This window comes from Flavobacterium sp. FlaQc-49 (assembly GCF_044005985.1).
Taxonomy (GTDB): Bacteria; Bacteroidota; Bacteroidia; order Flavobacteriales; family Flavobacteriaceae; genus Flavobacterium; species Flavobacterium cupriresistens.
The window spans coordinates 111,547-136,885 of sequence record NZ_JBIPCS010000011.1; the positions used below are offsets into that span (position 1 = coordinate 111,547).

The 25,339-nt window shown below is 34.3% G+C and carries 20 protein-coding genes; 9 read left to right on the forward strand and 11 right to left on the reverse strand.

Annotated elements, in window-relative coordinates:
• Positions 1 to 8: 8 nt before the first annotated feature.
• Positions 9 to 2,108 carry a peptidylprolyl isomerase gene (locus ACHRV3_RS19105; RefSeq protein ID WP_047772730.1) on the forward strand — a complete coding sequence of 700 codons (2,100 nt, stop codon included), beginning with the start codon at positions 9 to 11 and terminating at the stop codon, positions 2,106 to 2,108.
• 362 nt (positions 2,109 to 2,470) lie between these two features.
• Here the strand turns inward: ACHRV3_RS19105 and ACHRV3_RS19110 are convergent, their stop codons facing one another.
• Positions 2,471 to 3,385: a GYDIA family GHMP kinase gene (locus tag ACHRV3_RS19110; protein ID WP_395435823.1), complete on the reverse strand. Its 915-nt coding sequence runs from the start codon at positions 3,383 to 3,385 to the stop codon at positions 2,471 to 2,473.
• A gap of 94 nt (positions 3,386 to 3,479) precedes the next feature.
• On the reverse strand, positions 3,480 to 4,793 hold the full coding sequence (locus ACHRV3_RS19115) for a hydroxymethylglutaryl-CoA reductase, degradative (RefSeq protein WP_395435822.1): 1,314 nt from the start codon (positions 4,791 to 4,793) through the stop codon (positions 3,480 to 3,482).
• 185 nt (positions 4,794 to 4,978) lie between these two features.
• Between ACHRV3_RS19115 and ACHRV3_RS19120 the strand changes: the two genes are divergently transcribed.
• From ACHRV3_RS19120 to ACHRV3_RS19145, 6 genes are all read left to right on the forward strand, one after another.
• The gene (locus ACHRV3_RS19120) at positions 4,979 to 7,150 is read left to right on the forward strand and encodes a S9 family peptidase (protein WP_395435821.1); all 2,172 of its coding nucleotides are present in this window, start codon (positions 4,979 to 4,981) and stop codon (positions 7,148 to 7,150) included.
• A 37-nt stretch (positions 7,151 to 7,187) separates the two neighbouring features.
• Positions 7,188 to 8,864 (forward strand): peptide MFS transporter, encoded by a 1,677-nt coding sequence (locus ACHRV3_RS19125; protein ID WP_047772737.1) that lies wholly within the window; start codon positions 7,188 to 7,190, stop codon positions 8,862 to 8,864.
• Position 8,865: 1 nt separating this feature from the next.
• A complete protein-coding gene (locus tag ACHRV3_RS19130) occupies positions 8,866 to 10,350 on the forward strand; it encodes a peptide MFS transporter (RefSeq protein WP_047773244.1) in 1,485 nt (494 codons plus the stop codon).
• A gap of 50 nt (positions 10,351 to 10,400) precedes the next feature.
• Positions 10,401 to 10,868 (forward strand): thioredoxin family protein, encoded by a 468-nt coding sequence (locus tag ACHRV3_RS19135; RefSeq protein WP_047772739.1) that lies wholly within the window; start codon positions 10,401 to 10,403, stop codon positions 10,866 to 10,868.
• Positions 10,869 to 11,079: 211 nt separating this feature from the next.
• A complete protein-coding gene (locus ACHRV3_RS19140) occupies positions 11,080 to 11,532 on the forward strand; it encodes a hypothetical protein (protein ID WP_047772740.1) in 453 nt (150 codons plus the stop codon).
• 272 nt (positions 11,533 to 11,804) lie between these two features.
• Positions 11,805 to 12,254 carry a thioredoxin family protein gene (locus ACHRV3_RS19145; RefSeq protein WP_395426542.1) on the forward strand — a complete coding sequence of 150 codons (450 nt, stop codon included), beginning with the start codon at positions 11,805 to 11,807 and terminating at the stop codon, positions 12,252 to 12,254.
• A 13-nt stretch (positions 12,255 to 12,267) separates the two neighbouring features.
• Here ACHRV3_RS19145 and ACHRV3_RS19150 read toward each other — a convergent pair whose 3' ends face one another.
• The 5 genes from ACHRV3_RS19150 to surE all read right to left on the reverse strand — a co-directional run bounded on the left by ACHRV3_RS19150 (position 12,268) and on the right by surE (position 17,086).
• Positions 12,268 to 14,304, reverse strand: a complete 2,037-nt coding sequence (locus ACHRV3_RS19150; protein WP_395435820.1) for a ComEC/Rec2 family competence protein — start codon at positions 14,302 to 14,304, stop codon at positions 12,268 to 12,270.
• Positions 14,305 to 14,357: 53 nt separating this feature from the next.
• Entirely contained in the window at positions 14,358 to 14,843 is a 486-nt protein-coding gene (locus tag ACHRV3_RS19155) for a C40 family peptidase (RefSeq protein WP_395435819.1), read from the reverse strand.
• Between the two features lie 11 nt (positions 14,844 to 14,854).
• Complete coding sequence (lpxB, locus tag ACHRV3_RS19160; RefSeq protein WP_230004398.1) at positions 14,855 to 15,973, reverse strand: lipid-A-disaccharide synthase; 1,119 nt, start codon at positions 15,971 to 15,973, stop codon at positions 14,855 to 14,857.
• Between the two features lie 68 nt (positions 15,974 to 16,041).
• Positions 16,042 to 16,314 (reverse strand): hypothetical protein, encoded by a 273-nt coding sequence (locus tag ACHRV3_RS19165; RefSeq protein ID WP_395435818.1) that lies wholly within the window; start codon positions 16,312 to 16,314, stop codon positions 16,042 to 16,044.
• On the reverse strand, positions 16,307 to 17,086 hold the full coding sequence (surE, locus tag ACHRV3_RS19170; protein WP_230004399.1) for a 5'/3'-nucleotidase SurE: 780 nt from the start codon (positions 17,084 to 17,086) through the stop codon (positions 16,307 to 16,309). The genes ACHRV3_RS19165 and surE overlap by 8 nt, the downstream gene beginning before the upstream one ends.
• 203 nt (positions 17,087 to 17,289) lie before the next feature.
• On the opposite strand from surE, the gene ACHRV3_RS19175 reads away from it, so the two are divergent.
• Both ACHRV3_RS19175 and ACHRV3_RS19180 read left to right on the forward strand, forming a co-directional pair.
• Entirely contained in the window at positions 17,290 to 19,473 is a 2,184-nt protein-coding gene (locus ACHRV3_RS19175; protein WP_395435817.1) for a carboxy terminal-processing peptidase, read from the forward strand.
• Positions 19,474 to 19,558: 85 nt separating this feature from the next.
• Positions 19,559 to 20,338: a DNA/RNA non-specific endonuclease gene (locus ACHRV3_RS19180; RefSeq protein ID WP_395435816.1), complete on the forward strand. Its 780-nt coding sequence runs from the start codon at positions 19,559 to 19,561 to the stop codon at positions 20,336 to 20,338.
• Here ACHRV3_RS19180 and rpe read toward each other — a convergent pair.
• The 4 genes from rpe to ACHRV3_RS19200 form a co-directional block, all read right to left on the reverse strand.
• Complete coding sequence (rpe, locus tag ACHRV3_RS19185; RefSeq protein ID WP_395435815.1) at positions 20,315 to 20,977, reverse strand: ribulose-phosphate 3-epimerase; 663 nt, start codon at positions 20,975 to 20,977, stop codon at positions 20,315 to 20,317. The genes ACHRV3_RS19180 and rpe overlap by 24 nt on opposite strands.
• A 195-nt stretch (positions 20,978 to 21,172) precedes the next feature.
• A complete protein-coding gene (locus tag ACHRV3_RS19190; protein WP_007804760.1) occupies positions 21,173 to 22,036 on the reverse strand; it encodes an RNA polymerase sigma factor RpoD/SigA in 864 nt (287 codons plus the stop codon).
• Between the two features lie 282 nt (positions 22,037 to 22,318).
• Positions 22,319 to 24,049 (reverse strand): hypothetical protein, encoded by a 1,731-nt coding sequence (locus tag ACHRV3_RS19195; RefSeq protein ID WP_395435814.1) that lies wholly within the window; start codon positions 24,047 to 24,049, stop codon positions 22,319 to 22,321.
• Between the two features lie 20 nt (positions 24,050 to 24,069).
• Positions 24,070 to 25,305 carry a DUF4249 domain-containing protein gene (locus ACHRV3_RS19200; RefSeq protein ID WP_395435813.1) on the reverse strand — a complete coding sequence of 412 codons (1,236 nt, stop codon included), beginning with the start codon at positions 25,303 to 25,305 and terminating at the stop codon, positions 24,070 to 24,072.
• Between the last annotated feature and the right edge of the window lie 34 nt (positions 25,306 to 25,339).

The following is a 25,339-nucleotide window of genomic DNA, read 5'->3' on the forward strand; positions in this document are numbered from 1 at the left end:
TAATAAAAATGGCAGTTTTAGCAAAAATTAGACAGCGTTCCGCTTTATTAATAGGAGTTATTGCACTTGCATTATTTGCATTTATAATACAAGATCTATTCACCAGAGGGACTTTCGGTCAAAGTTCGAAAGATGTAGGAAGTATCGATGGAAAAGACATTTCATTTGAAGACTTTAGAGTTAAAGTTAGTAATGTTGAAAAAAGTGGTCAGGGAATTTCTTCTACCGAAGCTGCTAACAGAGTTTGGGACCAAGAGGTTTCAATCGCATTATTATCAACTCAGTTTGAAAAATTAGGATTGAGAGTAGGTGAAAAACACTTAATTGAAGTTCTGAAAGCTGATCCGAATATTGGTAAAAACCCAATGTTCTTAAATGCAGCTGGTATGTTTGATATCGTTAAATTCAAAGAGTACTTTAAATCAAATCCTGAAGCAAAACAATATATTGCAGATAAAGAGAAAGATGCTACATTAAATGCAAAATTTCAAATCTACAATACATTAGTAAAATCAGGACTTTACACAACTGCTAGTGAAGGAAAGTTGAAATACGAAATGGAAGCGAACAAAGTAAATTTTGCTTATGTTGCCGGATTGTATTCTTCTATTAAAGATAGTGAAGTGAAAATTTCTGATTCAGAAATTGTGGACTACATGAAGAAAAACGAGAAAAAATTCAAAGCGGATGATACTCGTGAAATTCAATATGTTTTAGTTGAAGATAAAGCTTCAAAAGAAGACGAAGCTGAAATTAAAGCTAAGATTACTGCTTTGTTATCAGGAAGTGTTGTTTACAATGCAAAAACAGGTAAAAACGATACTTTGCCAGGTTTCAGAAATGCAACTAACATTGCTGAATTTGTAAATTCAAATTCTGATGTTCCTTACGATTCTACTTATGTTGCTAAAAATAACTTGCCTGCAGTTGATGCAGATAAATTGTTTTCTTTAGCTCCGGGTCAAATCTACGGACCTTACGTTTTTGGTAAATACTACTGTATTTCTAAATCTCTTGGATTTAAAGCAGGAGTTAATGCAAAAGCAAGCCATATTTTAATTGGATATACAGGTTCTCAAACGCCAAATACAAAAGAGAAAAGAACGAAAGAAGAAGCAAAAGCTAAAGCAGAAGAAATTCTAGCTCAGGTTCAGGCTAATCCGGATAGTTTCATGATGTTAGCTTTTACAAGTTCTGATGATTCATCTGCACAACAAGGTGGTGATTTAGGATATTTTGGTCCAAACCAAATGGTAAAACCTTTCAATGATTTTGTATTCAGTAACGGAATTGGAAAAGTTGGTTTAGTAGAAACTCCTTTTGGATTTCATATTATCAAAATCACAGACAAACAAGACGGAATTCGTTTAGCTACAATAGCTCAAAAAATCGAGCCTTCTGAGGTAACTTCTGATAAAGTATTTACTTTGGCAACTAAATTTGAAATGGATGCTGCTAAGAATGATTTTAATGCAACAGCAAAAGAATTAGGATTAAAAGTAGCTCCTCCTGTAACTGCAAAAGCAATGGACGAAGCATTTGGTTCATTAGGAAATCAACGTAACATTATAAGATGGGCATTTGATAAAGAAACAGATAAAAATGATGTTAAGCGTTTTGAAATCGCTAATATTGGTCACGTTATTGCTCAATATAAAAGCGAAAACAAATCAGGTTTGGTATCTGTAGTTGCGGCAAGACCTTATGTAGAGCCAATCTTGAAAAACAAGAAAAAAGCAGAAATGCTAAAAGCTAAAATGACAGGATCTAGTCTTGAAGCAGTTGCTAAAAGTGCTGGTGTTGCTGTTCAACAAGCTGCTAACGTAACTATGGATAATCCGGTTTTACCTGGTGGAGTTGGACAAGAGCCAAAAGTTGTTGGTAATGCATTTGCTTTAGCTGCAAATAAAATTTCTGCTCCAATTGAAGGAAATACAGGAGTTTATGTAGTGAAGAATGTTAGTACTGTAAAAGCTCCGGCGATTGCAAGTCATGCTCCTTACATTGAAAAGGTAAAAGCACAAAGCGCATCTGATGCAAGCAGAATTTTACCAGCGTTAAAAAACAATGCTAAAATCGAAGACAACAGATTACAGTTTAACTACTAGGTCTATCAAAATAATTAAAAAAGCCATCTCTGCTAAAATTAGAGATGGCTTTTTTTTTGCCTATTATTTTCCTTAGTTGTGAGGACAGAATTGCAAGAAATAAGGATTGATGCTTCGCTAATGCAACTGGTTACACTTCGAAGAAAAACACATTTTTTAAGTAAGAAATTACCAAGGGAGCGAAGATTTTGATATAAACTCGCTGAATCAATTAGGAAGTTACTGTAAAGAAGGTACTTCTGGATTTAACTTTTTAAAAGTGTTTGTAAATAAAAAGGAAGCAATCTCGCTGTTTGAGATTGCTTCCTTTTGGTATGTTATAATCAAATGAGTTTTAAATTGTTGCGTAGTATTGTGTCTTTTTACAATATCATTTCCGCATAAGTAAGAATGGTTTCATATCCTTTTGAAGCAAAATACTCCTTTGGGTTTTCTTTTGAAATCACCAACACAAAATCGCCACCCCATGCACCAAGGCTTTTTACAACACCATTAAAATCAGGAAAAGCAATTTCTTTTATCGTTTCCAATTCTAAGATATTACTTAAGTGTGTTTCATGTTTTTCTAAGGCGTAAGCAAATTCGGTTAAGGTTTTTGCCTTTAAGGCCGCCTCCGTGATTTTGTTATTCTCGGTAATGCTGTTGGCTAAATTTTGATTTTTATTATTGTAATAAGCATTTATGGCCGTTTTACTACTTTGTTTTTTATTAAGGTAAACAAAGAATAAATTTTGAGTAAAATCCGGATTAAAAGTTACAGACTCTACTACAGGTACATTTTGTTCCAGACGATAAATAATCGGAGTATTGTGTTGTGCACAGGCAATATCGTAACCACTACCTCCAAAACTGTTTTTAAGTAGCGTAAAGGCATCTATTTTGGCCCATTGAGCAATATTGTTCAATAAGGTAGAGGAAGTGCCTAATCCCCAGTTTTTTGGAAATGTAAGTTCCGTTGTGACAAGGTAACCCTGAGCTTGATTAATAAAATCAGAATTTAAGAGATAAGCCTCATGCAAAATCGTAATTAAGGTCGTTTTTACAGTCTCAATTTGTGCAATTGGATTGTTTATAATATCCGAAAAAGAGATACAATCTTCAAACCAAATCTGATGGTCAAAATCGTAACTTTTCCATTTAATTTCCTTGTTTGTTCCGTCTTCTACGACTAAATTTTGTCCAAATTTTGTTGGCAAGGCAAAAGCTTTAGCGCCATCTAGAACCAGATATTCACCCGTAATTAAGAGTTTGCCGTTACTGTAAAAGGTTGTTTTCATTCTGTCTCTTTTGACTCCGGTGCAATGTTTTTTTTATATTCCTCAAAAAATTTGAGGAGTAAAAAAGGACAACAAACACTAGAGTAACTTCTGATTATTTTCGTAAGTTTTCTATAAATTCAACCACAGCACTGTGAGAAATTGCATTGGTCTTAAAGTGTGTTTTAATCAAATGACGCTCTTCTTCGGTGGCTTCAAATTGGTTGATAATATTATTTAGGTGCATTTTCATATGGCCTGCCTGAATTCCGTTTGTCGTTAGCGAGCGTAATGCGGCAAAATTTTGAGCCAGACCGGCAACGGCAACTACTTCCATTAGTTCTCTTGCAGTAGGTTTTTGAAGCACCTCTAAGCACAATTTTACTAACGGATGCAAGGAGGTCAGTCCGCCAACGGTACCCAGTGCAAGTGGAATTTCAAGCCAAAAAGTAAATATTCCATTTTCGATTTTGGCATGTGATAAACTCGAATACTGACCATTTCTGGAGGCATAAGCATGAATGCCGGCTTCTACTGCTCTAAAGTCATTTCCTGTTGCCAGAATTACCGCATCAACACCATTCATAATACCTTTATTATGGGTTACGGCTCTAAATGGCTCCACTTCTGCAATTTGAACAGCTTGTACAAAACGTTCTGCAAATTCCTGTGGATTTGTAATGTGTTTTTCAGTTAAGTCTTCAACCGGGCAAGAAACTTCGGCTCTGACAACACAGTTTGGGACATAATTAGATAAAATACTCATGACAACCTGAAGAGTTTCATTTTCGGCAAATAAATGGCAATTCTGAGCTTCTTCTTTTAAAGTTGTCGCAAATTGTTCCAGACAAGAATTAATGAAATTGGCCCCCATACTGTCTTTGGTTTCAAAAGTAGCATGCAGTTGGAAATAATTGTCAAGTAAATTTCTTTTGTCTCTTAATTGAATATCGAGAATTCCTCCTCCGCGCTGTTGCATATTTTTGGTAATGCTTTGCGTGTCTGAGAAAAATTTAGGTTTGATTTGATCGAAGAACAACTGTAGTTTTTCAGCATCTCCGTTAAATGTAAAATGAACCTGTCCAATTTTTTCAGTATTCATTACGGTTGCCTTAAATCCACCACGAGTGGCCCAGAATTTGGCAGCTTTTGAAGCGGCGGCTACCACAGAACTTTCTTCAATAGCCATTGGGATTGTTTTGTACGTCCCGTTGATTAAAAAGTTAGGAGCAACTCCAAGCGGAATATATAAATTAGTGATGGTGTTTTCTATGAATTCATCGTGCAGTTGTTGGAGCTTGTGGTCTGAATTCCAGTAATTTCTTATTATTTTAAGAGCCTCGTCGGGAGTCGAAAAATAGGTGTTTGCAATCCAGTTTATTTTTTCATTTTTGGATAATTTTGAAAATCCGGCAACGGCGTTGTTCATTCTCAGTAGATTAAATAGTAATATTGCGGCAAATATACCAATTTAAGAGGTTTGTTTGCAATCTATAAATGAAAATCCGAAAGTACGCAATCGTTATTTTTTTTAACATTTAACACTTATAATGGGCATTATGTTTATTTTTTTTACTAAAATTGGGCTCTTTTTTATATTTTAAAATAATACGAATGAATACAAGTAGAATTACGGTCATACTATTGTTACTGGTTACGACTGTTTTTGGTCAGCAAAAAGTCACTGTTGAAAATATTTATCATGGCGTTTTTCAGGCCAAAGGAATGGACAAATTACAATCCTTGAAAAACACAAACCAGTATACCGTATTGAATGCTGATGAGGCAAGTGGGAGCATGGAGATCGATTTATATGATTTTGCTACGCTTAAAAAAGTATCCAATTTAATTGACACAAAAAATCACGCAGCGCTAGCTGGTAAAATAGACAGTTACACTTTCGATTCTTCTGAAAAAAAGATTTTGATTGCGTGCAACTCCAAACAGATTTTCCGACACTCCTTTATCGCAGATTATTTTTTGTACGATATTACTTCAAAATCCTTAACAAAGCTTTTCGATTTTCAGGTTCAGGAACCAACGTTCTCTCCTGATGGAACTAAAATTGCCTATGCCAAGGAAAATAATTTATATGTGTACGATGTTACTTCAAAAAAAATAACAGCAGTAACGACAGATGGTAAGAAGAATGCAGTCATTAATGGTATTACGGACTGGGTTTATGAAGAAGAATTTGCTTTTGTAAGAGCATTCGACTGGAGTCAAGACAGCAAAAAAGTAGCATACATTCGCTTTGATGAAAGTGCAGTTCCTGAGTTCTCAATGGCAATGTATCATAAAGACCTGTATCCGAAAATTGAAACCTTCAAATATCCGAAAGCAGGAGAGAAGAATTCAGCAGTTTCCTTACATATTTATGATGCTGCCGCAAATGCAACCAAAAAAGTAGATCTTGGAAATTACAATGATTTTTATATTCCAAGGTTAAAATGGACCAATGATAGTAATGTACTCTCTGCACAGGTCTTAAACCGTCATCAGGACAATCTGGATTTGTTATTTGTTGATGGGACAACCGCCGTTGCAAAAGTGGTTTTGAATGAGAAAGACAAAGCATACGTTGACATTACAGATAATTTGACTTTTTTAAAAGACAACAGCTTTATCTGGACAAGCGAAAAAGACGGATTCAATCATATCTATTTATATGACAAAACCGGAAAATTAAAAAATCAGATTACAAAAGGAAACTGGGAAGTAACTTCATACTACGGTTTCGATGAAAAAACAAAAACTATTTTCTACCAATCTACTGAAAATGGTTCTATTAACAGAGCAATTTACCGCATCTCATTAGACGGAAAAAACAAAATTGCGCTGGCTAAAACTACAGGAACAAACGCAGCGACTTTTAGTCCAAACTTCCAATACTTTATCAATACGTTCTCTAGTGCTGCTCAGCCAACTACGTATACTTTAAACGAAGCAAAAACGGGTAAAGAAATTCAGGTGATTGAGAACAATAAGGCGCTTTCTGATAAATTGGTAGCTTATAATTTGCCGGTGAAGGAATTCTTTGTTTTAAAAACTGCAAAAGGAATTGAATTAAATACTTGGATATTAAAGCCAAAAGATTTTGATCCTTCCAAGAAATACCCTGTTTTTATGTACCAGTATTCTGGTCCGGGTTCTCAACAAGTAAATAATGATTGGAACAATAAAGATGATTATTGGTTTATATCCCTTACACAACAAGGCTATATTGTAGTTTGTGTTGATGGTAGAGGAACTGGTTTTAAAGGTGCTGATTTCAAAAAAGTAACGCAAAAAGAATTAGGGAAATACGAAGTAGAAGATCAGATTGATGCTGCGAAAGTACTTGGAACGTATCCTTATGTTGATGCTTCAAGAATCGGAATGTTCGGATGGAGTTATGGTGGATTTATGGCTTCAAATTGTATTTTTCAAGGGAACGACGTTTTCAAAATGGCAATTGCTGTTGCTCCGGTAACCAACTGGCGTTTTTACGACAGCGTTTATACAGAAAGATACCTGCAGACTCCTCAGGAAAATGAAAGTGGGTATGATCAGAATTCTCCAATAAATTATGTTGATAAATTAAAAGGGAAGTTTCTGTTGATACACGGATCAGGTGATGATAATGTGCATCTGCAAAATTCAATGCAAATGATGGAAGCATTAATTCAGGCTAACAAACAATTTGATTCTGAGATTTATCCGGACAAAGACCATCATATTCTGGGTACAGAAACGAGAATTCATCTTTATACTAAAATGACTAACTTTATCAAAGAAAATTTATAGAATAACTTTATAACCTTAAAAAAAAATAATAAATAATATGGGAGAGAAACAAGTAAAATCGGCGCATCCAAAAGGACTTTGGGTATTGTTTGGAACGGAGATGTGGGAGCGGTTCAATTTTTATGGAATGCGAGCTTTATTAACTTTATTTCTTGTTAACTCTTTATTAATGAAGGAAGAAGAAGCCTCGTTGATTTATGGTGGTTTTCTTGGACTTTGTTATTTAACTCCAATGTTAGGAGGTTTCGTTGCCGATCGTTTTTTGGGGAACAGAAACTGTATTCTATTAGGAGGATTATTAATGGCAATCGGACAATTGTTGTTGTTTACCAGCGGAAGTATTTTTGGGGAGCATATTGATCTTGCAAAAATAGTTATGTACTCTGCATTAGGAGTTATTGTGTTTGGTAATGGATTCTTCAAACCAAATATCTCAAGTATGGTGGGGAGTTTGTATCCAAAACAAGAAAAAACAAAATTAGATAGTGCTTTTACTATTTTCTACATGGGTATTAATATCGGAGCCTTTTTAGGTCAGTCTATTTGTCCTTTATTAGGAGATGTAAAAGACGCTGGAGGTATTAGAGATATTCATGCTTTCAGATGGGGTTTCCTGGCAGCTTCTGCAGCCATGTTTATTGGGACTATAGTTTTTTACTTTTTAAAAAATAAATATGTGGTTTCTCCTGAAGGAAAACCACTAGGAGGTTTACCTTCTAAAAATGATGCCTCTGATTTTGAAGAAGGAGAAGCGCAAAAAGCTAATTTCTCTAACAAAGCCCTTGCAACTGCAGGAGTTGCTTTTGTTGCTTTAGGATTCTTTTTTCACTATGTGGTAGGTCAGAATCTGATTTATACTTTGATTTACTCGAGTGGTTTATCATTGGCAGGATTAATTATTTCGGATACTTCTTTAACTAAGATTGAAAGAGATAGGATATTTGTAATTTATATTGTTTCCTTTTTTATTATTTTCTTCTGGGCAGCTTTTGAACAAGCGGGTTCATCATTGACTTTTATTGCAGATAATCAAACCGACAGAAATTTCTTTGGCTGGCAAATGCCTCCGTCAATGGTTCAGATTTTTAACGGAATGTTTGTAGTTTTATTGGCGGTACCGTTCAGTATATTATGGGATACATTAAGAGCCAATAGTAAAGAGCCAATCTCTCCTGTAAAATTAGCGGTAGGTCTAGTGATAATATCGATTAGTTTCTTTATGATCGCGACACAGGTTTCTTATATTGGAACTTCAGGATTATTATTGGTTAAATGGTTGATCTTATTGTATTTCTTAAATACATGTGCCGAATTATGTTTGTCTCCGATCGGTTTATCTTTAGTAGGTAAATTGGCTCCAAAACGATTTGCTTCTTTATTGTATGGTGTGTTTTTCTTGTCTAATGCATCAGGTTACGCTTTAGGAGGAACTTTAGGCTCTATTTTGCCTGCAACGGGTGATAAGTTTGCCAAAGCAAAAGAATTAGGTATAGATCTTCAGGCTGTTTTAGATAAAACGATAACACCTACAGCAGAACAAATAGTCCTTTTAGAAAAACATCAAATTAGTGCAGCAAATCACTTTTTTGCAGGATTTGAAATTCATAATTTATACGAGTTTTTCATGGTATTTGTTGTGCTAACAGGTATCGCTGCAATTGTATTGTTTGCACTGACTCCATTTTTGAAAAAAATGATGCATGGTGTTAGATAAAATGGAAAAAAATATCACTTTAGAAGAAATACAGAATTTTAAAGGCAAGTATCCAAAGCAATTATGGTATTTGTTTTTGGTTGAAATGTGGGAGCGTTTCTGCTTCTACGGAATGAGAGGAGTTTTAGCATTCTTTATGGTAGACCAATTAGGTTTACTGGAAGGAAAAGCCAATCTGCAATACGGAGCGATTCAGGCTTTTGTTTATGCTTTCACTTTTATCGGAGGAATTTTCGCCGACAAAATTTTAGGATTTAAAAAATCATTACTATTCGGAGGAATAGTAATGATTTTAGGTAATTTACTTATTGCAGCTTCACCCCATGATTTTTTCTATTATGGGATAACACTTTCGATTATCGGAACCGGTTTCTTTAAACCAAACGTATCGTCGATGGTAGGAGAGTTGTATCATGAAAATGATGGTAGAAGAGACGCCGGATACGGAATGTTCTATGCCGGAATCAATATTGGTGGAATGTTAGGAGGAGCGATTCCGATTTACTTGGGAAAAAATTACTCTTGGAGTTTGTGCTTTCTGTCTGCTGCTATTGTAATGATTATTGGAGTTATTACTTTTCTTTTGACCAAAAAACATTTGGCACCAATTGGAAATTCACCTCTTGAGAATCACGAACCTAAAAAACGTAATCTTTATGAGATTGCTGTATATGTAGGTTCATTACTAGTGATACCATTGGTTTATATAATGGTAATTAATTCTGATTTTACAGAATACTTTATGTACACTATTGGTGTGGTGGCATTGTCGTATTTTTTATTCGAATTACTAAGAATTAAAGACAGAAAGCAACAGTATAAATTATTAGCTGCGTTTGTTTTTATCTTCGGATATTTTATGTTCATGGCTATTTCTGAGCAATCCGGAGGTTCTTTGTCTTTATTTGCAAAAGATAATTTGACCAATAAATTGTTGTTTTTTACTATTGATCCCAATGTGGTTAACAATAGTATTAATTCATTATATGTAATTATTTTTAGTCCTTTAGTGGGATTGTTATGGATCTTTCTTTACAAAAGAAAAATAGAACCAAATACAGTTGTTAAATTCGGACTTTCCTTTATCCTTTTAGCTGCCGGATTCTTCGTTTTTTATAGCGCAAGATTTTTTGTAGATGTAAATGGATTAAGTTCTTTAGACGTATTTGCCTTAGGATATCTGGTATATACACTAGGAGAATTGTGTATAGGACCAATCGGAATGTCGGTAATCACCAAATTGTCACCAAAAAGATTATTTGGTATGATGATGGGTTTATGGTTTTTATCAAGTGCATTTGGTCAATTTGCTGCAGGAAAGCTGGGGTCAGAAATGTCAAATGCCAATACAGGAACGACATTAATGTCAAAACTTATTGCTTATACAGACGGATACTACCAATTGGCAATCTATTCCTTAATTGCCGGTATCGTTTTAATCGTTACGACACCATTAATTAAGAAATTAATGCAAGAAGTAAAGTAGATGACATTTTGCATTGCAAATTTTGTTTAAATTTGTTAAAAATAAACAACATGAAAAAAATATTTTTAATAGCTTTCTTTTTGGTTGGAGCATTTGTTGCCCAGGCTCAAGAGTTGAAATGGCATACAGATGTAAAAGAAGCCATTGCAATAAGTAATAAAGAAAACAAACCAATGTTACTGTTTTTTACAGGAAGCGATTGGTGTGGATGGTGTATCCGACTGCAAAATGAAGTTTTAAAAACGGCTGAATTTTCAAAGTGGGCAAGTCAGAATGTTGTTTTAGTTGAATTAGATTACCCTAGAAGAACACCACAGACACCCGAATTAAAAAATCAGAATAACGAATTGCAACAAGCATTTGGCATACAAGGTTTTCCAACCATTTATTTTACCAGCGCTGAATCTAAAGACGGTAAAGTTAATTTTAAAGGCCTTGGTCATACCGGATATGTTGCCGGAGGTCCGACTGCCTGGTTGGCCGTAGCCGAAGGAATTGTTCATCCGAAAAAATCATAAAGATATTTTAAAAATAGCTTTCTAAAGACTCCTTACAGTACGTTGTAAGGAGTTTTTTTGTTTAGAATAGGCGTATTAACGGGTGTTTAATTATTAAAATGATACTTATTTTAGAAGCGAAAAATAAATAGTTTGTTTTTTGTGCTAATAAAATTGGAAAATTAAAATATTATGTTAATTTCGTCAATCTAATCTAACCAAGCCTATTGATATGACTAAAAAATTACTTATCCTACTTGTTTTTTTAGGTTCATTTTCGATGCAATCCCAAAACTTAGTTTGGAAAACTAATATGACGGATGCGATTGCATTAAGTAACGAACAAAAAAAACCAATGTTAATTTTATTCACGACAGCCGATGCGCCGAATAATTTGCAAAATGAAATCTTTAGAACTCCGGACTTTGCTGTGTGGTCAAGAGACAATGTTATTCTTGTAAAATTGGATTTATCAGATGTTAATGTATCTGATACTGATAAAGAGCAAAACATGAAGTTGAAAGATGCCTTCGGCGTTAATGATTTTCCGCAAGTATGCTACGCTAGTGCTTCTATCAGAAAGAATAAAACAACTTTTAGTGCCCTGGGAAAAATTTCCTATAAACCGGGAGGAGCAAAATCTTGGATTTCGGAATCGAATTCTATTTTGCACCCAAGTGAATAACTAAAATTTAAATTAAGTTACTTAATTTAATTTGTAGAGTCCCTTTTTGCCAACGTGCAAAAAGGGATGTTTTTTTTTAAATAGGTTTATTCTTTAAGGATTGTTTTGTGTCGTTTAAATTTCTGTTTTTATGCCAAGGCGTGTATTGCCTATAGCTTCGACAGTAAAATATATTTTATGTCACTTTTGAATTGGTTCTAGTGATTATATTTTTGTTTTTTAAGATAAATTTTGCTAAATTGGTTTTTTGTTAACTTAATTTATGCAATTTTATGAATAGAAAACTACTTTTATTGCTGTTTTTTTTAGTTACATTTTTGATGAACGCTCAAAATGCTGGTTGGACAACAAACGTGACCGATGCAATTGCTTTGAGCGCTGAACAAAGAAGGCCGATGTTAATTTTGTTTACGGCCGCGAGCGCATCCGATAACCTGCAGGAGGAAGTGTTTGGAACCCCTGAATTTGAAAAGTGGTCTCGTAAGAATGTGATATTAGTAAAGCTCGATTTATCTGATTTTTCCTCTAGTGTGATCAAAGAGCAAAATGTCAGGTTAAAAAATGCTTTCGAAATTATTGAGTTACCACAAGTATGTATTGTCAATGGAGCAATTAGGAATGGCAAAACAACGTTTGATATGCTCGGAAAAGTATCTTATAGAAACGGCGGAGCCAGAAGCTGGATATCAGAATGTGATTCGATTTTGAATCCGTCTGAATGAAAGAGGGTAGTTGCTAGTTTAATTTATAGAATCCCTTTTCACCGGTAGAGTGAAAAGGGATTTTTCTTTTGGAGCAGCTTATTTGCCAACGTTTTTGAATCGAATAAGAGTTAGATCCATCCGATACTACTATTTTTGGGTTTAAGTCAAGTAAAACGCGATCCAGATTTATTTTGGGAGATTGTATTAGAAGGAGAACATCAGGGGAAATAGTTTTATTATAGACTCCGCTACTGTCAATCAGGAAGATTTTTTTAGAATTAAAAAAGAAGGTGTTTTTAATTGTACGGGTCGACTTCAGCAGTCCAAAACTCCCCACCAGATAGGAATTTATACTTTTTTGAAGGGAGTCTTTTCCTAAAAGAGTATCATTTGCAAAGAGGGTAATGTTTTGGCCAGTTCGCTCAGTGATAATGGTTTTTTTCTTGATATGATATACAATTAGTTCCGATTTGTTTTCGACCTCTTTTTTGGTGCTAATATAGGCCAGCTGAACAAAAACTATAGAAACCATAGTGGCGATTAATTTACTGTAAGTTGGTTTCTTGAACCAGATAACGCTCGTAATGATCAGTAGATAATAACTAAGTAAATAATAAAAATTAAAGCGAATGTCGCGAATAACAAAAAATTCAAAAGAGGCGATATAGTGTATGATTGTATTTAACAGATAAATGCTTTTTTCAAAAATCTGAATGAAGATTATCGGACAGCTGGTAAAGACAGAAATGAGCAGTACAACAATTCCGGCAATCATTGTAAAAGATAAAACCGGAAGAATAAGAATGTTGGTTACGAAAAATAAAGAAGGAAATTGATGGAAGTAATACAAACAAATTGGGAATGTTCCAATTTGGGCGGCAAAGGAAACTGTTAAAGCTTCCCAGAGATAAGTCAGGATTTTGGTTGTGGGTTTCCAGATCTCTTTTAATAATGGTTGTATCCAAAGAATCGAGAATAAGGCAATATAACTCAATTGAAATCCCGCATCAAATAAAAAATAAGGTTCAAATAACAAAATTAGTAAAATAGAAACCAGTAAGGTGTGATAAATGTTGCTGCCTCTTCTGAGATGATTCCCGATAGCCAGAAAGGAAAACATGACCACAGAACGCAAAACAGGAGGTGATAAGCCAGAGATAATACCAAAAAGACCTAGTGCCACCAAAATGGTAATTAGCTTTATAAAAGAGCCCTTACGCGTGTTGGGTATCGGTTTCAGAAGAAAGAGAATAAATAACATAATGTAGCCTACGTGCAGTCCTGAAACAGACAAAACATGTGTTGCTCCTGAATATTGATAATCTTTAAGGGTTTCCGGTGAAATTTCTTGTTGCTGGCCTAAAATTAAGGCCATCGCTACATTCATTTCAGTTTTGTTTAAACCTGCTTTAGTAAGGTTGTAAATGATCCTTGAGTGTAGCTTTGCGGCATAAAACCAAATAGTTTTGTTGACTTTTTTATTAATTCTGATTTCGGATTTAGAAATAAAAATCTGGACATATATTTGTTTGTTGGCCAGATAAGTTCCATAATCAAATTGATAGGGATTTTTTACTGTTCCCAGGTGCTGTAAAGTGGCTTTTGTTTGAATTGTATTTCCAATAATTAACCGATTTGCGGTACTGTCTTTCTCGATATTTGCAATAATTTTTCCGTTATAAGGGCTGTTTTCAGTAGGGTTTAAAACGGCAACATAACGATCATTGTAAACATTGCCCTTTAGCTTTTCAACTAAAGTAAAAGACATAGTATGTGGCTTTTCGAATCCTTGTTGGTAATGACTGTAATGGGATTGTTGAAGTGTGTTTGTGTGCAGTAGTAAGCTGATGATACCCAGCCAAAAGGAAAGTAAGTAGGTGCTTATTCCAAAAAAAATAAGGTGTTTTTTATTCTTTTTTGATGTAAAATAGAAGATTGAAAAAAGAATTGTAATGCTTACAACAGAGACAGCTGTTGCTAAAAAGCCAAGTAGCCAATAGTAAGAAATCAATAGGCCAATTATAAAGGCAATCGTAATTTTAGTCAACGGAAAATCTAATACTTTCATGTTTTAAAAGTATTAAAAATTTGTAAGAAAAAAGTTATTTTATTTATAAAAGATTATTCGAGAACTCTGTTGATCTGGGCAAAAGAATTTTGATAATAAGCTTCTTTGGTGGAGGAGATTATGACCCCTTTTGAAGTAGAAGAATGTACAAATTTTATTTCGTTTGAAGTAGCCTCCGTAATTAGCCCAACATGATTGATTTGTTTGCTTCTGTTGGTCTTAAAGAAAATCAAATCACCTTTTTGAGCATCCTTAAATTGGATAACTTTCCCAATTTTAGATTGCTCATAAGAACTTCTTGGCATTGAGATATTCTCGGTTTGAAAGGCAGTATAGACCAATCCAGAGCAATCGAAACCACTTTTAGTCGTGCCTCCCGCTTTGTATCGCACACCAAGATTCTCCGTTGCTACATCGACTAAATGTTTTACTGCATATTTGTTCTCCCGCTTTGATTCCTTTTTATCTACTACAGAGGAGCTTGATTTACAAGAAGCAAAAAGCAGAGCGGAAAAGAGTAAAACGAGTAGTTTTTTCAAAATAAAATTTTTTAAAGCGGTTTTAAATCAGCAACAATAAGTTTTGCTGTTTTTTTACTGGCTCCGACACCTCCTAATTTTTGCTCTAAAATATCATAGTTTTGCAACAATTTTTGACGGTAAGCAGGTTCCAGTATTTTATATAACTCTTCTTTTATGCGTTTCGTATTGCAGTCACTCTGAATTAACTCAGTCACGACCTCCTGATCCATAATTAAATTGACCAGAGAAATGTATTTTAGTGTAATAATGCGTTTTGCAATCTGATACGAAATGTTGCTCCCTTTATAACAAACGACTTCAGGAACTTTAAACAAAGCTGTTTCTAAAGTTGCAGTACCCGAGGTAACCAAAGCCGCGGTCGATGATCGAAGCAGGGCATAGGTTTTATTCGAGATAAATTTGATATTTTTATTGGTGATAAATTGCTGATAAAACCCAAAATCCTGACTTGGGGCACCGGCGATTACAAATTCATAGTCTTGAAAATCGTCTACTACACTCAGCATTACACTTAGCATTTTGGTGATTTCCTGTTGACGGCTTCCCGGTAAAACAGCAATAATTGGTCGATCGCTTAATTGATTTTCTTTTCTAAAAACAGCTTCATCAAACGCTGGCTGATTCTGAATTGCATCAATCAGCGGATGCCCTACAAAAGCTACTGGAAAATGATGTTTGTCTTCATAAAAGCTTTTTTCAAAAGGTAAAATGACAAACATTTTATCAATATCATGTTTGATCGCTTTGATTCTGCTTTCTTTCCAGGCCCAGATTTGTGGCGAAATATAATAGTGTGTTTTGTAATTCAAGGCTTTAGCCCACTTTGCAATACGCATATTAAACCCCGGATAATCAATAAAAATAATAACATCCGGTTGAAAAGCAGCAATGTCTTTTTTGCAAATAGTAATATTGGTTAAAATGGTTTTTAGATTAAAAATAACTTCCACAAAACCCATAAAAGCCAATTCGCGATAGTGTTTTACCAAAGTTCCGCCCACTTTTTGCATTAAGTCACCACCCCAGAATCTGATTTCGGCCTGAGGATCTTCCTCGTATAAGGCTTTCATTAAATTAGAACCATGTAGGTCTCCGGAGGCTTCACCAGCTATTATGTAATATTTCATGTTCGTTTTTTTGAAGAGGTGTTCTGTTTTTCAACACAACTATTTTTTTTGCAAGGCAAAGATAAGATTTAAATAAATACAGTAGAAATTGCCAAAACAATCACCGCCAGGATTACGCCCCGTGCCATAAATTCTTTGTTTCGTTTTAAGAAAAAAGCAAAAACAGCAAGATCTAAGAGGGTTCCCAAAGTGATGATTTTCCCTAAATAACCATATTCTTTAATAGTTTGAATCCCTGTTGAGAAGTCAAATGGCGTAAAAAAGGTAATGAATAAGTAACTTCCTAAAAGAGAAGTGAAAATCCCGGCAATAAAACCTGCCAGTATGTCTTTTTTATTCATTTAAATCCCAGGTGTTAAGTTGCTGTATAGAATGGTGCGCCGTCAAATCAAATTGTACGGGAACTATTGAGATGTATCCATTTTCAAGTGCCCATTCGTCTGTATCTTCTCCTTTGTCTTCATTGACAAATTTCCCCGAAAGCCAGTAGTAATCCTTTCCAAATGGAGTTTGTCGTTTGTCAAATTTTTCAACCCAAAGCGCTTTGGCCTGACGACAAACTTTTATTCCTTTAATTTCGTTCTCTTTTAATTTTGGAAAATTAACATTCAGAACAACACCTTCCGGTAATTTATTGGCAAGTGTTTCTAAGGTTATTTTTTTTATGAATGATTTTATAGGTTCAAAATCGGCATTCCAGTCATAATCCAACAAAGAAAAACCAATCGCCGGAATTCCTTCAATTCCAGCTTCAACAGCGGCACTCATAGTTCCGGAATAAATTACATTTATAGAAGAATTTGATCCGTGATTAATGCCAGAAACACATAAATCGGGTTTTCTTTTTAAGATTTCATTTACGGCCAGTTTTACACAATCGACAGGAGTTCCGGAACAGCTGTATTCGATTGTTTTCGCATTTTCTTTAGATATTTTATCCAAATACAACGTGTTGTTAATCGTAATGGCATGTCCCATGGCACTTTGAGGTTTGTCGGGAGCGACAACAAGTACGTCTCCGATTGTTTCCATAACACTTATCAAAGCTCTGATTCCCGGTGCCAGAATTCCATCATCATTGGTAACTAATATAAGTGGTTTTTCGTGTTTCATTTTAGAAATATTAGGTAATTAATAGGATTATAAAAGCAAATGTAGTGACAGATTTTTGTAGAATAGTTACAAATAAAATAAAATTTATCAACTAAATAAAAGTTGGCTTTGGCAAGTCAAACATTTTTATACCTTTAACAAAAAATTATAGTGAACTTGGCTTTAGTGGCATAGTTTTTACCGTAACTTAGATTAAAAAATTGATGAATGCTATTATTAAATTTATGAAAAGAAATTATAAAATACTTATAGCCGTATTATGTTTGTCGGTAACCTTGTTTGCTTTCAAAATAAATGCAGATAATAAAGTTGATCCGGACCCAAATAGAGATAAAACACTTTTAGAATTATTAGCTTTTGTTATAGAAAAAGGACATTATAGTCCGGCAGAAATTAATGATGAGTTCTCTAAGGGAATTTTTAAGGATTATATTGAGGCGCTGGATCCTTCAAAAAGATTCTTCTTACAGTCTGATATTGATGAGTTTAAGCAATATGAGCTAATGTTGGATGATCAGTTTTTAAATAAAGACCTTACTTTTTTCAACCTGACTTATACCAGATTGATGAAACGTATGGAGGAAAGCAAAAAGAGATATAAGACTATCTTAGCGCAGCCATTCAACTATAGTGTTGATGAAACTTTTAATTCTGATTACGAGCATTTGCCTTATGCAAAAAACACAACTGAAATCAATGAAAGATGGAGAAAGCAAATTAAACTTTCTACCCTTTCTTCACTTGTTGCCAAACAGAAAATAGAAGAAGACAAAAAGAAAACAGATCCTGCTTACAAAGCAAAATCTTTCGAAGCTTTAGAAAAAGAAACACGTGACAGCTCTTTAAAATCATTAGACGATAATTTCAGTCTGATTAAAGATTTAAATAAAGAAGATTGGTTTTCTGTGTACGTAAATTCTATTATGGCACGTTTTGACCCACACACAAGTTATTTTGCTCCGGAAGACAAAGACCGTTTTGATGTTAATATCAGTGGAAAACTGGAAGGTATTGGAGCAAGATTAACCAAGAAAAATGATTTTACTCAAATAGACGAGTTAATTTCTGGTGGACCTGCCTGGAAAGGAAAACAACTTGAAGCAGGGGATTTAATTTTGAAAGTAGCACAAGGAAACGAAGAGCCTGTAGATGTTGTAGGGATGCGTTTGGATGATGTTGTAAAGAAAATTAAAGGACACAAAGGAACTGAAGTTAAACTTACCGTTAAAAAAGTAGATGGAAGCATCAAAGTTATTTCGATAATCAGAGATGTAGTAGAAATTGAAGAAACGTATGCAAAATCAAGTATTGTTGAAAAGAACGGATTGAAATATGGTGTAATTTATTTACCTAAATTTTATATCGATTTTGAAAATAAAGACGGTCGCGATGCCGGAAAAGATATTGCTCTTGAAGTAGAAAGACTGAAAAAAGAAGATGTCAACGGAATTGTATTGGATGTTCGTGATGATGGTGGTGGATCTTTATCTACAGTAGTTGATATTGCCGGTTTATTTATTGAAGAAGGGCCAATTGTTCAGGTGAAATCTGCAGGTAAAAAGAAAGAAGTTTTATACGATAAAGATAAAAAAATCGAGTGGGACGGGCCATTAGTAATTATGGTAAACAGTTTCTCGGCTTCTGCATCAGAGATATTAGCTGCGGCAATTCAGGATTACAAACGTGGAGTTATCATTGGAAGTAAGCAAACTTACGGAAAAGGAACCGTGCAAAATGTACTTGATTTGAATCAGTTTGTTCGTAATGCAAATTATGGCGACTTAGGTGCTTTGAAAATTACAGGACAAAAATTCTATAGAATCAACGGAGGTTCAACTCAATTAGAAGGGGTTCATAGTGATGTGGTGATGCCGGATCGTTATGCCTATCTGAAAATGGGAGAGCGTGATATTGACAATGCAATGCCTTGGGATAAAATAGATCAGGCTGATTATGTTACCTGGACTTCAAACGAAAATTTTACCAGAGCAATTGCGAACAGTAAAAACAGAATTGCTCAAAATCCGCAATTCAACTTAATTGAAGACAACGCAAAATGGATTGATGTGAAGAGCAAAGAGAATACGTACAGCTTGAACATTACAAACTTTAAAGCGACTCAGGAACAGGTTGAAAACGAAGGTAAAAAGTATAAACCAATTTCAGATTATAAAAACAATCTGGTATTTAAATCTTTGCCTTATGAAGAGCTTGAGATTAAAAGTGATGCTACTTTAAAAGAGAAAAGAGAAGCTTGGCACCAAGCATTATCTAAAGACGTTTATGTAGAAGAAGCACTAAATGTTTTAGATGATTTACAAACTAAAAGTAATATGGTGAAAAGTAATTCTTCAAAAATGAAGAAAGATAAATTAGTGAAGTCTTAGTTTTTAAGAAAAATAATTTGTTATTAAAACGCTCCGAAAGTTTATATTTACGGAGCGTTTTTTTATGGATTAAAAGTATAATGATATGAGAGGATTTCTTGTTTTGAGTTTGGTAAGTATGGTGTTTTTTTCGTGTAAAAAAGAAACAGTAGTAAAAGAGGAATTAAAGGAAGAAAAAACTCTTTTTGTTTCCAATCAAAACAGTACAGATTCGTTATATACTGTTGCGTATTTGCCCACATCCACAACGAAACAAATTGTAAAACATAAATACTACACACTGTCTTATAATGAAAAGTTCGAACAGGCAGAGTGGGTGGCGTATGAACTCAAAAAAGAATATTTGAAAAATGGAGATTATAAACGTCCCTATTTTATTGAAGATCCCAAAGTAATAACAGGTTCAGCCGACTGGAGGAATTATAAAAAATCAGGTTATGATAAAGGACATCTTTGTCCTGCCGGTGATATGGAGTTTGATAAAAATGCCTATAACGATACTTTTTATACCTCTAATATTTCGCCTCAAAAACATGATTTTAATAGTGGAATCTGGAACAGAATAGAACAGAAAGCACGCTACTGGGCAGGAAAATACAACGATATTTATGTGGTTACCGGAGGTGTTTTGAAAGATTCGGATAAAAAAATAGGAACAGAAGAAGTTGCTGTTCCTAAATATTTTTATAAAATCATTCTGGCTAAATCAGGGACTCAGCACAAGGCCATTGCATTCTTAGTTCCAAATGAAAATAGCGATCGATCACTTTACGATTTTGTCGTTCCGATTGAAACGATCGAAAAAATGACCGGAATTGATTTCTTTCCGAATTTGAAAAATTTAAAAAGCAGTCAGGACTTTTAGGTCCGCAATAGTTGCTGTTGGGTTTTCGGCTTTAAAAACAAAGCTTCCTGCTACCAAAACATCGGCTCCGGCCTCTACTAGTTGTTTTGCATTTTTATTGGTTACACCACCGTCAATTTCGATAAGTGTTGCTGCATTTTTTCGGGTAATCAGCTCTTTTAGCTTTTTTACTTTTGTATAAGTATTTTCAATAAAAGATTGTCCTCCAAAACCAGGGTTAACACTCATGATGCAAACCAGATCAATATCATTGATAACGTCTTCTAATAAATCAATATTGGTATGAGGGTTGATGGCTACTCCGGCTTTCATTCCTTCGGCTTTGATTGCTTGTAGCGTTCGGTGTAAATGAGTACACGCTTCGTAATGTACGCTTAGTATATTTGCACCTAAATCAGCGAAGGTTTTTATGTATCTGTCCGGATCCACAATCATTAAATGAACATCAATTGTTTTTTTTGCATGTCTTGAAATGGCTTCTAAAACAGGCATTCCAAAAGAGATATTCGGGACAAAAACACCGTCCATGATATCAATATGAAACCAATCTGCCTCACTGTTATTAATCATTTCGATATCACGTTGTAAATTGGCAAAATCGGCTGCTAAAACAGAAGGAGCTATAAGTGTATTCTTCATTGTGTAGTGGTATGTTGTGTTGTTTTTTGCAAATGTACTTATAAAAAATAAAAAACTCCGGTAATCAGCCGGAGTTTCAATCATCAATCAAAAAACGAACAGTCAATCAAACTGTTGTTTGCGTTAAAAAGGTTTCAAGTTTAAAGTTTCAAGTTACTAAAACAACTCGAAACTTTAAACCTGAAACAAATATTTTTATCCTAAATACGTTTTAAGAATTTTACTTCTTGAAGTATGTTTTAATCTGCGGATTGCTTTTTCTTTAATCTGACGTACACGCTCACGAGTTAAGTCGAAAGTTTCTCCAATTTCCTCAAGAGTCATTGGGTGTTGATCACCAAGACCAAAATACAAACGAACAACATCTGCCTCTCTTGGCGTTAATGTTTCTAAAGAACGTTCGATTTCAGTACGTAAGGATTCATGAATTAATTCTCTGTCCGGGTTTGGAGATTCTCCTGAACGTAAAACGTCATAAAGATTAGAATCTTCTCCTTCAACAAGAGGTGCATCCATAGATAAGTGACGACCAGAGTTTTTCATAGACTCTTTTACATCATTTACAGTCATATCCAGTTCTTTTGCAATTTCCTCAGCAGAAGGTGGGCGCTCGTTAGATTGCTCTAATAAGGCATACATTTTGTTGATTTTATTGATAGAACCAATTTTGTTTAATGGTAAACGTACAATACGTGATTGTTCTGCCAAAGCCTGAAGGATCGATTGACGAATCCACCAAACTGCGTAAGAGATAAATTTGAAACCACGAGTTTCATCAAAACGTTGAGCCGCTTTAATTAGACCTAAGTTTCCTTCGTTAATTAAATCAGGAAGTGTTAATCCTTGATTTTGATATTGTTTTGCCACAGAAACTACGAAACGTAGGTTGGCTTTTGTCAATTTTTCTAAAGCTCTTTGATCACCAGCCTTTATTCTTTGTGCTAATTCTACCTCTTCATCTGCGGTAATTAGGTCAACTTTTCCGATTTCTTGTAGATATTTATCTAACGATGCAGTTTCACGATTGGTTACCTGCTTGGTGATTTTAAGTTGTCTCATGTTGTTGTCTCCCTATTTTTTTAAAGTGTACAAATAGTTATACGTAGGAAGTATAGAAAAAGTTACAACGAAGTGAAAATAATTTTAAAAATATTGTATCGAGTTTCTGAAGTTGGTTTAGTTTGTTGTAAATCTTATAGTTAGTAAGTTGCTTTCTGTCTCGCTTCTAATGAAAATTGTAGTGGTTTCTAATACGTTTTCAAATATAATGAATTTGAATAACGAAAAACTCCTTTCTTCAAATCTTGAAAAAAGGAGTTTTATTCGTTAATGGTAGTGAACTTAATTTGAAGTATTTACTTGTATGATTTCTTTTGCAGAAACAGGAAGCCCGTTTTCAGTAAAACCTTCGAGACTTATTTCGTATTTTCCTGATACATCAGAAGTGAAAAACGAAACGGTATTTTCTTTGTTTTCTAAAGTTAATTGAGGTTCCCAAAGCAATTGGTATCTGTAATCCGGAATTCTATTCTCTTTGTTTTGGTCGTTATAATTTTGTTTAAACGCGATGATTTTATTTTGAGGTCTTTGAATTTCAGTATTTAAAATAAAATTACCGTGCGCAGAAGTCACATAATCATTGTTTTTAGTTGTGAAATTTATAACACCGTTAAAAGCTTTTGGACCATAAAAATAAACGCCGGGAACGATACTTACTTTATATATGTTTTCTGTTTTATAGGTAAATAACTCATTTACGTTTTGAATCAGAAGCCCGTCAACTAATACCAAAGCGGGTTCAGAAAAGTATTCCAGATCATAATTTATATCTCTAAGATTTAAAGAGTAATTATTGTCTTTTTCACGATAGTACATTTCTTTTATAACTTCTGTAATGGTTTCTTTTAAAGTAGGAAACTTGGTGTAATCGCCAAGAATGTATTCTTTTTGTAAAGGATTATAGAACGGATAAACACCGGAACCGTTGGTAATGCTGTCTTTTTTTAGTGAATAATAGGCATTTTCAATCTGATTGGCAATCGATCGTTGTTCGATAGTGCTTTTGTAATCAGAGGTTAAGAATGTTTCATCTGTGTTTTTTAGATCAGATAAGTTGTATCCTTTATTTTTGTCAACGTCTATTTTATAGTCATTTTTATCATTGCCTATTATTTGAACAACAGCATTAGAATAATTAGGGTCTTTATCCAGAACAAAATTAAACTTTCCGGATGGGTTTGTCTGTGTTATTTTAAAAGCATATTCTTTACCGGGTATTGATAAAGCCACGGTTTTATGATTTATCTCGCCAGGGTTTTTAGTGTTTGTAATGCTGCCTGAAATAATCTCGCCTCTAAGTTCCGGAAGAAAACGGATCGAATCATTCATGCGGTTTGTCAGCTCATTATTGGTGTTGAATTTTACAAACTCAGCAGCATTCATTTGTCTTTTAGAAGGTAAATTGTCGATTTTTTTTACAGAGAGAGAGTAACTTCCTTTGTTTGTTTCAGCGGTTAATGATTTTATTTTTAATGCGACTTGTTCTCTTTCCTGAAAGGTAGTTTTATCCAGTTGTATGGCAAACGTTTTGTCTTTGATTGAATTTTCGGTAACAGATTCGTTTCCTGTTGTTTTGGTTTCTTTGCTTGCCGAATTCGTTTTGTTGCTTACCAAATACGGATTAATTAGCAAAAGGTCCGTTTTTGCTGTTTTTAAATCCTTTTTGTTCAACATCCATTTGGTATAGGCGATAAGTTTGTAGTTGCCTGTTTCAATGGTTGTTGGAATGAAAAAATCCCCTTGTCCTTTTCCGTTATCCAAATAGATTTTATTACTAAAAATAACTTGGCTGTCACTATTAACAAGGTCAACATAGGCTATTTTACTAATTTCACTCCAGGTGTTATTGGTCGGATTGGTACAATACAATTTACAATGCAGTGTTTCTCCTGCAATTAAGGTTGTGTTGTTTAAATGAACAAATAGGGTTTCGTTAGTAGCGATACTAATCGGTTCACTTTTGCTCAACGAACTATTTTGTGCCATAGCAAAAGTATTTATTGCTAGTAGCATAATTGTGCCGGTTATTTTTTTTAATCTATCCAAAATAAAGGTTTAATGTTAGATGAAATTTTAGTACAGTCGCCACAAGGGGCAGGAGTAAAAACATAGTTTGCATAGTCACCACCACCACTAAGAGTTGCAAAATAGACGTACTCTCTTCCGGACCCGGTAACGATGGAATATATTTGTGGGCCACGGCAGAATTTTTCTGTAAAGCAATTAGGTAATTCTATTTTTTGACTACAATCTGCGATAAACGAGGGATAAGGGTCATCTATAAAGATATCTCTGAAATTAAAAAAGATTCTTTTTGTAGAAACGGATGATACTTCAAAATAGCCAATTATTTTCTCGTCGGGATTACTATTTGATTTTAAATTACCATAATTAAACCCCGGTTGGATTTGTGATAAAAGACTTGCGGAAGTCGAAAGACTTTTTAGTGTTTTATAATAAGTGTATGAGGTTAAATTCTGAACATACTCGCGTACAACAATGCTATATCGTTCATAAAGAATAGGATCTTTAATATCTATAAAACGTATGGGCAGATTGATTTTGTCTTCGCTAAGACCTACATTACTTACTAATATTATATCATCTGATTTTCTTGTGGTATAACATACTCTTGATTCACTATTACCTCTTGGAACAGTCAAATAAGTATAGTTTGGTCCAGGGTTACTTGGATCGGGGGTCAACTTATTTGGTTTCCAATCCGGAGATATTATTTTATAGGTTTCATCGTATTCGAATCTGTAAAATTGTGATTTTGAACTTGGATCTTGACTGGTCACCACTATCTGTACCCCTTTTTCTCCGTCTATTGTTTCTATTTTTGGTTCTACGTTGATTTGGTTGACAGGAGTTAGAGTCTCCGTTGAAGACGAGTATGATTTACCGTCGTTTGTTGTGATATTTAATTGGTATGACTTCCCTGTAATCGCTTGGAAAGGATTTTTTGAAACATAAAGACCGGAGAAATCTTCAAATTCAAATTCATAGGTATTGTTGTCACTGTCGGTTACATAAACACTTGCCCCTTTTTCAGGAGTTGGTCCATACTCCTCCAGACGATAAGATCTGGTAATTTTTATTTCCTGTTTTTTTAACTCATTTGTAATGTTGGCCTGAACAACCGGTATACTTTCAAAGGTATTGGTTTGAAAAACATATTGCTCAGTGCAACTACCTATAGAAAGGCAGAAGAGCATCAGGGCAACTGTCTTGTATAAAAGGTTACTATGTTGAACTATAGATTTCATAAAGAGATAAATTTGTGATTTCATTTTGATTAAC

Coding starts and splice junctions, on each gene's coding strand:
- lpxB (WP_230004398.1), bottom strand. CDS start 15,973: ATGAAATATTACATAATAGCTGGTGAAGCCTCCGGAGACCTACATGGT.
- ACHRV3_RS19140 (WP_047772740.1), top strand. CDS start 11,080: ATGACTAAAAAATTACTTATCCTACTTGTTTTTTTAGGTTCATTTTCG.
- ACHRV3_RS19180 (WP_395435816.1), top strand. CDS start 19,559: ATGAGAGGATTTCTTGTTTTGAGTTTGGTAAGTATGGTGTTTTTTTCG.
- ACHRV3_RS19190 (WP_007804760.1), bottom strand. CDS start 22,036: ATGAGACAACTTAAAATCACCAAGCAGGTAACCAATCGTGAAACTGCA.
- ACHRV3_RS19165 (WP_395435818.1), bottom strand. CDS start 16,314: ATGAATAAAAAAGACATACTGGCAGGTTTTATTGCCGGGATTTTCACT.
- ACHRV3_RS19150 (WP_395435820.1), bottom strand. CDS start 14,304: ATGAAAGTATTAGATTTTCCGTTGACTAAAATTACGATTGCCTTTATA.
- ACHRV3_RS19200 (WP_395435813.1), bottom strand. CDS start 25,305: ATGAAATCTATAGTTCAACATAGTAACCTTTTATACAAGACAGTTGCC.
- ACHRV3_RS19130 (WP_047773244.1), top strand. CDS start 8,866: ATGGAAAAAAATATCACTTTAGAAGAAATACAGAATTTTAAAGGCAAG.
- ACHRV3_RS19195 (WP_395435814.1), bottom strand. CDS start 24,049: ATGCTACTAGCAATAAATACTTTTGCTATGGCACAAAATAGTTCGTTG.
- ACHRV3_RS19145 (WP_395426542.1), top strand. CDS start 11,805: ATGAATAGAAAACTACTTTTATTGCTGTTTTTTTTAGTTACATTTTTG.
- ACHRV3_RS19105 (WP_047772730.1), top strand. CDS start 9: ATGGCAGTTTTAGCAAAAATTAGACAGCGTTCCGCTTTATTAATAGGA.
- surE (WP_230004399.1), bottom strand. CDS start 17,086: ATGAAACACGAAAAACCACTTATATTAGTTACCAATGATGATGGAATT.
- ACHRV3_RS19175 (WP_395435817.1), top strand. CDS start 17,290: ATGAATGCTATTATTAAATTTATGAAAAGAAATTATAAAATACTTATA.
- ACHRV3_RS19110 (WP_395435823.1), bottom strand. CDS start 3,385: ATGAAAACAACCTTTTACAGTAACGGCAAACTCTTAATTACGGGTGAA.
- ACHRV3_RS19120 (WP_395435821.1), top strand. CDS start 4,979: ATGAATACAAGTAGAATTACGGTCATACTATTGTTACTGGTTACGACT.
- ACHRV3_RS19125 (WP_047772737.1), top strand. CDS start 7,188: ATGGGAGAGAAACAAGTAAAATCGGCGCATCCAAAAGGACTTTGGGTA.
- rpe (WP_395435815.1), bottom strand. CDS start 20,977: ATGAAGAATACACTTATAGCTCCTTCTGTTTTAGCAGCCGATTTTGCC.
- ACHRV3_RS19115 (WP_395435822.1), bottom strand. CDS start 4,793: ATGAACAACGCCGTTGCCGGATTTTCAAAATTATCCAAAAATGAAAAA.
- ACHRV3_RS19135 (WP_047772739.1), top strand. CDS start 10,401: ATGAAAAAAATATTTTTAATAGCTTTCTTTTTGGTTGGAGCATTTGTT.